We start from the raw sequence: 8,446 nt of genomic DNA, 5'->3' as shown, positions 1-8,446 counted from the left end.
ATTTAGAGGCAAAAATACTGAGGGGAATTGGAGGACTCCTTTTGATCCTTTGACTGCCACTTCTCCCATGAATAATCCGGGCGACTATACAGAAGCAAATGCGTGGCAGTATTTTTGGACACCGGCTCAATATGACATTGAAGGACTCAAATCTTTATTGGGCGGAACATCTGAATTTACCAAAAAACTAAATGCTTTTTTTACTGTTGAAAGTCTGCATCCGAATAAGTTTTTGGGACAAGAAGCCATGATTGGTCAATATGCACATGGAAATGAACCTAGCCATCATATTGCATATTTATATGCCTTTTCGGAAACGCCGAAAGTGGGACAAAAATACATTCATAGGATTATCAATGAATTCCATAACAACGCACCCGACGGTATGATTGGTAATGACGATTGCGGACAAATGTCGGCTTGGTATGTTCTATCCACCTTGGGATTTTATCCCGTAAATCCGGCTTCCGGAGAATTTGTATTGGGAGCACCACAAGTTAAAAAAGCAACGTTACAGGTAAACAACAACAAAACTTTTACTATTGAAGCTTCTAATTTTTCAGCAGAAAATAGCTTTCAAGAAAACCCCAAACTCAACAATACGTTACTGTCGAGACCATTTATAACCTATTTTGAAATAATGGCCGGTGGAACACTCTATTTTCAAATGACAAATAAACAATAGCCACTATGAGAAAAATATATTTAATGGTCGTTATTCTGGCCTCTTACACGATGAATTCTCAAGAAGAAAATTCAAGTAAAGTGGAGGAAAAATACCAGGTGCTACCTTTTGGAAGCATAAAACCTTCGGGTTGGATTAAAACACAAATGCAAAAAGATATGGATGGTTTTGTAGGTAATCTGGATCAGTTAGTACCTGACTTAATCAATGACCCAATTTACAGTACGGGAAGATTACACAAAAACAGTGCAGTCAAAGATTTAGGAAACAATAAAGAAGGTGATGCCGAAGGCAGTGAACAATACAAATGGTGGAACAGTGAAACCCAATCGAATTGGTGGGACGGTTACATTAGAAACGTACTACTTTTAAACGACAAAGCCGGAATTAAAAAAGTTGAGCAGTATATTCAAGGAGTTTTACAATCACAAGATGCAGACGGGTATATTGGTATCTACGACAAAGATTTGCGGTATCAATTCAATTCTGAAAATGGCGAACTATGGGCAAAAGCCACCATGTTTAGAGGTTTATTGGCCTATTATGACTATTCAAATGACAAAAAACTTTGGCAAGCCCTCGTGAAAGCTGTCGATAACGTCATGATTAATTATCCCATTGGTACATCCAGTCCGTTTTACTCAGGTACAGCGTTTAATGGAGGCGTTTCGCACGGACTAACATTTACAGATGTTTTAGACAAAATGTATCAAATTACAGGTGATACAAAATATACGGACTACGCTTTATTTCTCTATCAAGATTTTTGTAACACCTATCAGTCAGAAAAAGATGTACAATTATCTAACATCTTGAATCCCAATTATAAACTACAATCGCATGGTGTGCATACCTATGAGCATTTGCGACCATTAATTGTTGCTACTTATGCATCCAACAATAGCGAATTACAGAAAGCACTTCCAATTTATATCCAACGAATTAAAAATACTACCACACCAACCGGTGGTGCTATTGGCGATGAATGGATTGCCGGAAGAACAGCAGATGCAACACACACCGGTTATGAATATTGCTCCTTGCACGAATTAGTAGACAGCTACTCGGTACTATTGCAAAAAGAAGGAAATGCCGGCACTGCCGAATTAATGGAAACGATTTTTTATAATGCAGCTCAAGGCTCAAGAAATCCAGATCACTCCTGCATAGCTTACCTAAAAACCGATAATTCATTTGAAATGGAAGGCACAAAAAATGGAGAGGTAGAACCCGATCGAAAACAAACACGCTACAAATACTCACCGGCTCATCAAGATGTTGCGGTATGTTGCAATCCCAATGCAGGTAGAATAACCCCATATTTTCTAGAAAAGGCATGGCTAAAAGAAAATGAAAACGTTTTGGTAAATGTGCTTTTAGTGCCCAATATAGTAGAAACCACGATTAACAATCAATCCATTAAAATTGAGACAGTAACCGATTATCCGTATAAAAACAAATTCGCTTTCAAAATTTCAAATCCCAAACAAGGATCATTTACAATAAAAATTAGAAAACCATCATGGGCCGGAGCGGTTTTAACAGCTGAAAAATATACTTTGGAAAATGGCTTTATGGTTTTCAACAGAGCGTTTGAAAAACACGACAGTATTACCTTCGAATTCCAGACCGAAGTTACCATTGAAGAAGACCTAAACAACGAAAAATATTTCAGGTATGGTGCATTGTTTTATGCCAAACCTATCGAAGCAATCGAACGCAAAGGAAAGACCTATTTCACAAATTTTAATGATAGAATGTATAAGCCAATCAATAACGATCGCTTTGAATTTATTCAAAACAATGCCGCAACATTTAGGAATGGAAAAATTAGTTTAAAAGCACGAAACACAACTACTAATAATATAGAAACTATCACACTTATACCGTTTGGTAAAACAATTCTAAGACAAGTAACTTTTTAAAAACCATCACGAAAAAACACACCTTTTACTGCGGCTTCTGCAATTACCCAGCAACCTCATTTGGATATAAAACGACAATATCGGTGAACTAATCTATAGCGTTTATCAATTCAGCTTTTATGTAAGTAACGGTGATGGCGGGTTGGGGAAACAAAATCAGTAGGTGCCTATTTTAGCGTAAATAGATACTTTTCAATGTTAAGTTTTTGCCTCATCTAAAAACTTAACATTGCCAATTAATTTAAACAACTTACATTTGCCTAACAATTTGTTAGCAATAAATTTACAATTAATTCATATTAGACGCATGGAAAATACTACAATACCTGAAGTGACTTCAACCGAAGTTCAAAAATCAACCGCTGAAAACAGTCAGCCGGTAATAAAAAAAGCAGCAACTCCTGTTAAAAGAGTAGCAAAACCAACTGTAGCAAAAGTTGCTACTGCTACCGTTACAGTTCCAAAAGTTGCTGCCACAAGAACTTCTGTTGCTAAAGCTCCAGTAGCAAAAGTAACCACTCCAAAGTCCACAGTTGCAAAAGCAACTCCAGCAAAACCAGCTGCAATTAAAACAACTGTTAAAGCTACTGTGCCAGCGAAAACTCCTGCACAACCCACAGCAAAAGTTGTTGCTGATGCAGAAGTCCAGGAAGAATTAGAAACTCCAAAACAAATTAAAGATCAACTAAAAAAATATAAAAAGTTGATGGATCAAATGAAAGCAGCATTGAAAAAAGCCAAAGCAAAAAAAGAAAAAGCCGAAAAAAAAGAAGCGAAAGCAAAAAAAGCTGAAAAAAAGGCTCAAGCGAAAAAAAATAAGAAGTCTCAGTCGTAATAAATACAATTATTGAAACTCACTTTTTTACTATTGATTGGTAAATAAGTGAGTTTTTTTATTATAAATAGCTATTGCTGCGAGGATTAGGTGGTGAATTTTTTTTGATTGATTAAATTATTAGTTCTCTGTTTTCCTTTGTTTTTTTCTTTCCCCCGGCCCGCCGCGGCGGGTGGAAAAAAACGGTGCTTCGAAACATGATGGCACTAATATTCAAATGAAAATTGGTTACTCTAAACGTCCTGATTTTGCACCCGCCGCGGCGGGCAGGGGCAAACAAAATCAGGCATGTAAACTTTTTTTAGGACGATACAATTTGTACCTCCCCCCCTAATTCGGTAACTTCTCCTTAATTTCATGCAAGTCTTTTTGCATCGTTCGGATAATAGTTTCCATGGTTTCGGCATCGAAAGTTTCGGGTTTAAATTGTTCGCGTTCCAAACTTCCTGCATATTCCCAAATCTCGGCGATGTCGGAAAATTTGATGTCGTAGGGTTCGTAGAAGCTATTGTCAGATTGCATCACGAAGGCGTTTTTGCCGTTTTTATTTAGTCGTTTGTAGACCATCTCTTGGTTTTTGGTGATGACAATATAGGTTTTGCCATCCATCACCTCGCCTATCTTTTCAATGTATCGACCAACGATGAACGATTTGTCATTGTGTGGCGGCATGGAATCGCCTTCTACCGGAAACGTTCGGTACTTTTGATTTTTATCGAGCCAGGGTAAATAAACATGATCCAATTCAGAAATAAACGTGGAATCTGAATAACCTCCTGCGGCATAACCCGCTTTGGCTTTGTGGGTGACAATCTCAATGTAATTGTTCTGATTGCGGTCTACCGTAATCGGTAGCACGATTCTATTGTCTTCCAACTGCAATAAATTGTCAATGGAGATTTTTCGCAAATCAACCGTTAGCAATAAATCAATACTGATGTGGAAGTAGCGGGAAATAATCAGCAAGGTTTCCGCAGGTGGTGTGTTTTTCCCGTATTCGTATTTTTTGTAGCGATCAACAGGCAACTTCATACCGTCTGCTGCTTCCTGTTGGGATTGGTTTCGTTTGCTTCTGAGCCATTTCAGATTGTCTGCAATATACAACATATGTTAAAGTGATTTTAAGTCACTACAAATATAAACATAAAGGGATTTATCATCCTAATTTTGTGAAATAAAATTTCACAAAACGTATGTCACGTGCTATTGTTCACATGGATTTAGATACTTTTTTCGTCTCTTGCGTGCGATTGGAACACCCGCAATTCAACGGGATTCCGCTAATTGTAGGCGGTGGCGAACGAGGTGTGGTGGCTTCTTGTTCGTATGAAGCCCGCTATTTTGGTGTGCGTTCGGCGATGCCTATCCGAATGGCGATGCAATTGTGTCCGCAAGCCAAAATTGTGAAAGGCGACATGGAATTGTTTTCTAAAAAATCGCATGAAGTCACCCAAATTATCGAAGAGCATTCACCCGTGGTGGAAAAAGCAAGCATCGATGAATTCTATCTGGATATTACCGGCATGGATAAATTTTACGGTTGTTACAAATGGACCGACGAATTGATTCAAACCATTACCAAAGAAACCGGATTACCCATCAGCTTTGCGTTGTCGGTAAACAAAACCGTTTCAAAAATTGCCACAGGCGAAGGAAAACCCAAAGGAAGACTGGAAGTTCCCGAAGGTCAGGTCCGCCCCTTTCTCAATCCGCTTTCCATTCAAAAGATTCCGATGGTGGGGAATGTTACTTTTCAATTATTGTCCAGAATCGGCATTCGAACCATACAAACCCTTTCGGAAATGCCGGTGGATGTTTTGCAAAAAATGATAGGCAAAAATGGTGTGGAATTATGGAAAAAAGCCAACGGCATTGATAACACTCCCGTAGAACCGTATAGCGAACGCAAATCTTTGTCGGCAGAGCACACTTTTGAAATGGACACAACGGATATAAACTTAATCAAATCGCTCTTCGCTGCCATGGTGGAACGATTGAGCTATCAATTGCGAACGGAAGGCTATCTGACCAGTACCATCGTAGTGAAAATCCGCTACAACAATTTTGATACGGAAACCAAGCAGATGAAAATTCCGTACACTTCTTTCGATCATGTGATTGCCAAAACAGCACTGGAGCTTTTTACCAAATTGTACACCCGACGCATGCGTTTGCGATTGATTGGTATTCGGTTTACCGGTTTGGTGCGGGGTACCTATCAAATCAACATGTTTGAAGACACCACCGAAATGATTGCCCTTTACCAAGCCATTGACAGAATAAAAAACCGTTTTGGTCCCGAAGCTGTCACGCGATGTTCGGCAAAATTGTTAACGAAAAAAGACTAACATGTACCTCAACTGTCATTCCTACCATAGTTTGCGTTACGGCACCATTCCGCTGGAAGATTTGGTGGAGCAAGCTCAAACACTGCAGTTGCAATCATTGGCGTTAACCGACATCAATACGGTGACGGGCATTTATGATTTTACCAAACTGTGTTTAGAAAAAGGAATTAAACCATTAGTAGGTGTCGAATTCCGACAAAACAACCAATTGCTTTACATCGGTTTGGCGAAAAACCAAGAAGGCATTGGCGAAATGTGTCGGTTGCTGACCAAACACAATTTAGAAAAAAGTGCGTTACCCACTAGTGCACCCGTTTTTAAAAATGTGTTGGTCATTTATCCGTTGCCGTATGCGTCCAATGAATTAAAAGAAAACGAGTTCATCGGCATTCAACCGCACGAGCTCCTCCAACTTTTTAAATTGAATTACAACGATTTTGCCGCCAAAGCTGTGGTGCTGCAACCCGTGACTTTCCGAACTAAAAAAGAGTTCAACTTACACCGAGTGCTTTGTGCCATTGAACGCAACACACTTCTGTCTAAATTAGCGGCTACTGATTATTGCCATCCGTCGGAAATAATGCGGGATGAAACTGAACTGCGTTCGCACTACCAAGACTACGCTGAAATCCTCACAAACACCCAGTCACTCATTGAGCAATGCAACTTTACCTTTGAATTCAATAAACCTCGGAACAAAAAGTTTTATACCAAAAGCAAAGAAGGCGACCGTTTGTTGTTGGAAAATTTAGCCCAGAGCGGACTCATCAAACGGTACGGGAAACACAACCAAGAGGCGAAGGAACGGGTGCTCAAGGAATTAAAAGTGATTGACCAATTGCATTTCAGCGGGTATTTCCTCATTACTTGGGACATTATTCAATACAGTAAAAGCAGAGGATTTATGCATGTAGGTCGCGGCAGCGGAGCCAACAGCATTGTGAGTTACTGTTTGGGTATCACAGACATTTGTCCCATTGAATTAGATTTGTATTTTGAACGTTTTCTGAATGAGAATCGGAAGTCGCCACCCGATTTTGACATCGATTGGTCGTGGCGGGAACGCGATTACATTTTAGACTACATTTTCAAACGTTTTGACCCGAACCATGTTGCTTTTTGTGGCACCAACGTGGAATTCAAATACCGATCGATTATACGAGAAGTGGGCAAAGTCTTTGGTTTATCTAAAGAAGAATTAGACGAATTATCCCAAACCAAAGGAAGAATAGCCGATAAAAATTCGGTCGTGAAATATGTAGAAGCCTACGGAATGCTGTTGCTCAAATATCCCAATCAACGCAGCATGCATTCCTGTGGCATCATCATTTCTGAGGAACCCATTACCAATTTCACCGCTTTAGAAATGCCTCCCAAAGGATTTCCCATTGTGCAATTCGACATGCACATTGCCGAGGACATTGGTTTTGAAAAGTTTGATATTTTGAGTCAACGCGGTTTGGGAACCATAGACGAAACTGTAAAAATAATCGAAAAGAATCGTGGAATTAAAGTGGACATCACAAACCTTTCGCTTTCTAAAAACGAAGCCAAATGCAATGAATTTTTAAGCGTCGGCAAAACATTGGGGTGCTTTTATATTGAAAGTCCGGCGATGCGTGGCTTATTGCGACGGTTAAAATGCGACAATTATAAAACATTGGTCGCGGCATCCAGCATCATTCGTCCCGGTGTTGCCCAAAGCGGTATGATGCGGGAATACATTTTCAGGCACAACCATCCCGATAAATTTGAATACTTTCATGAAGTGTTCAAAGAGCAATTGGGCGAAACCTACGGCGTGATGGTGTATCAAGAAGATGTGATTAAAATTGCCCTGCATTTTGCGGGATTGGAGGCGTCTTACGGCGATATTCTTCGGCGAGCCATCAGCGGAAAAGGACGCTCGCTGAAAGAACTGCAAACAGTGAAGGAACAGTTTTTTATTTCGTGTGCACAAAAGGGACATCCGTTGCCACTCAGTGAAGAAGTGTACCGCCAAATTGAATCCTTTGCGGGTTATTCCTTTTGCAAAGCACACTCGGCTTCGTATGCGGTGGAGAGTTACCAAAGTTTGTACCTCAAAGCCTATTTTGGTATTGAATTTATGGTGGCAGCCATCAATAACGGTGGCGGTTTTTACCGAACCGAAATTTACATACACGAAGCCAAAATGAGTGGTGCCACTATTCACAATCCCTGCATCAATAGAAGTCAATTTGAGACAATTGTGGAAGGAACCGATGTGTATTTAGGGTTTATGCACTTAAAGAATTTAAACAGTGACTACATACAAAACATCATCCAAGAACGTGCATTGAACGGCCCTTTTCATTCGGTTGCAGATTTCATTAACCGCGTGCCAACCGGTTTGGAAAGTATTCAAACTCTTATTTTTATTGGAGCGTTTAGAGGCACGAATAAAACAAAAAGTCATTTAATTGTGGAAGCTCGAATGCTGTTGACGAATCACAAACCCGAGCATCATGGTCCGCTACTGCTGCAAGAACCCACCAAAGAATTTAAGTTTCCGGTGATGGAACGCTCTGCTTTGGAAGATGCCTTTGACGAACTGGAACTTTTGGGTTTTCCGGTTTCGAGTTCGCCGTTTGAGTTGTTGCAAACCACTTTCAAAAGTCACGTGGTAGCCCGT

6 protein-coding genes are annotated in these 8,446 nt (G+C 39.9%); 5 read left to right on the top strand and 1 reads right to left on the bottom strand.

Annotation, left to right across the window (positions count from 1 at the left end; genetic code table 11):
- The 3 genes from ACIQ2S_RS08740 to ACIQ2S_RS08730 all read left to right on the top strand — a co-directional run.
- Nucleotides 1-685 (top strand): glycoside hydrolase domain-containing protein (locus ACIQ2S_RS08740; protein WP_396175049.1); only part of this gene is annotated, 685 nt, incomplete at its 5' end.
- A 5-nt stretch (nucleotides 686-690) separates the two neighbouring features.
- Nucleotides 691-2,610 carry a beta-L-arabinofuranosidase domain-containing protein gene (locus ACIQ2S_RS08735; protein WP_396175047.1) on the top strand — a complete coding sequence of 640 codons (1,920 nt, stop codon included), beginning with the start codon at nucleotides 691-693 and terminating at the stop codon, nucleotides 2,608-2,610.
- A gap of 307 nt (nucleotides 2,611-2,917) precedes the next feature.
- A complete protein-coding gene (locus tag ACIQ2S_RS08730; protein ID WP_396175045.1) occupies nucleotides 2,918-3,445 on the top strand; it encodes a hypothetical protein in 528 nt (175 codons plus the stop codon).
- 330 nt (nucleotides 3,446-3,775) lie between these two features.
- Here the strand turns inward: ACIQ2S_RS08730 and ACIQ2S_RS08725 are convergent, their stop codons facing one another.
- Nucleotides 3,776-4,552, bottom strand: a complete 777-nt coding sequence (locus ACIQ2S_RS08725) for an XRE family transcriptional regulator (protein WP_396175043.1) — start codon at nucleotides 4,550-4,552, stop codon at nucleotides 3,776-3,778.
- An 86-nt stretch (nucleotides 4,553-4,638) separates the two neighbouring features.
- Between ACIQ2S_RS08725 and dinB the strand changes: the two genes are divergently transcribed.
- The gene (gene dinB, locus ACIQ2S_RS08720) at nucleotides 4,639-5,793 is read left to right on the top strand and encodes a DNA polymerase IV (RefSeq protein ID WP_396175041.1); all 1,155 of its coding nucleotides are present in this window, start codon (nucleotides 4,639-4,641) and stop codon (nucleotides 5,791-5,793) included.
- 1 nt (nucleotide 5,794) lies between these two features.
- The coding region (locus ACIQ2S_RS08715) for a DNA polymerase III subunit alpha (RefSeq protein WP_396175039.1) at nucleotides 5,795-8,446 on the top strand (2,652 nt) is incomplete at its 3' end.

This window comes from Flavobacterium sp., from assembly GCF_044371705.1.
Lineage (GTDB): Bacteria > Bacteroidota > Bacteroidia > Flavobacteriales > Flavobacteriaceae > Flavobacterium.
This window is presented reverse-complemented; position numbering and strand designations above follow the sequence as displayed.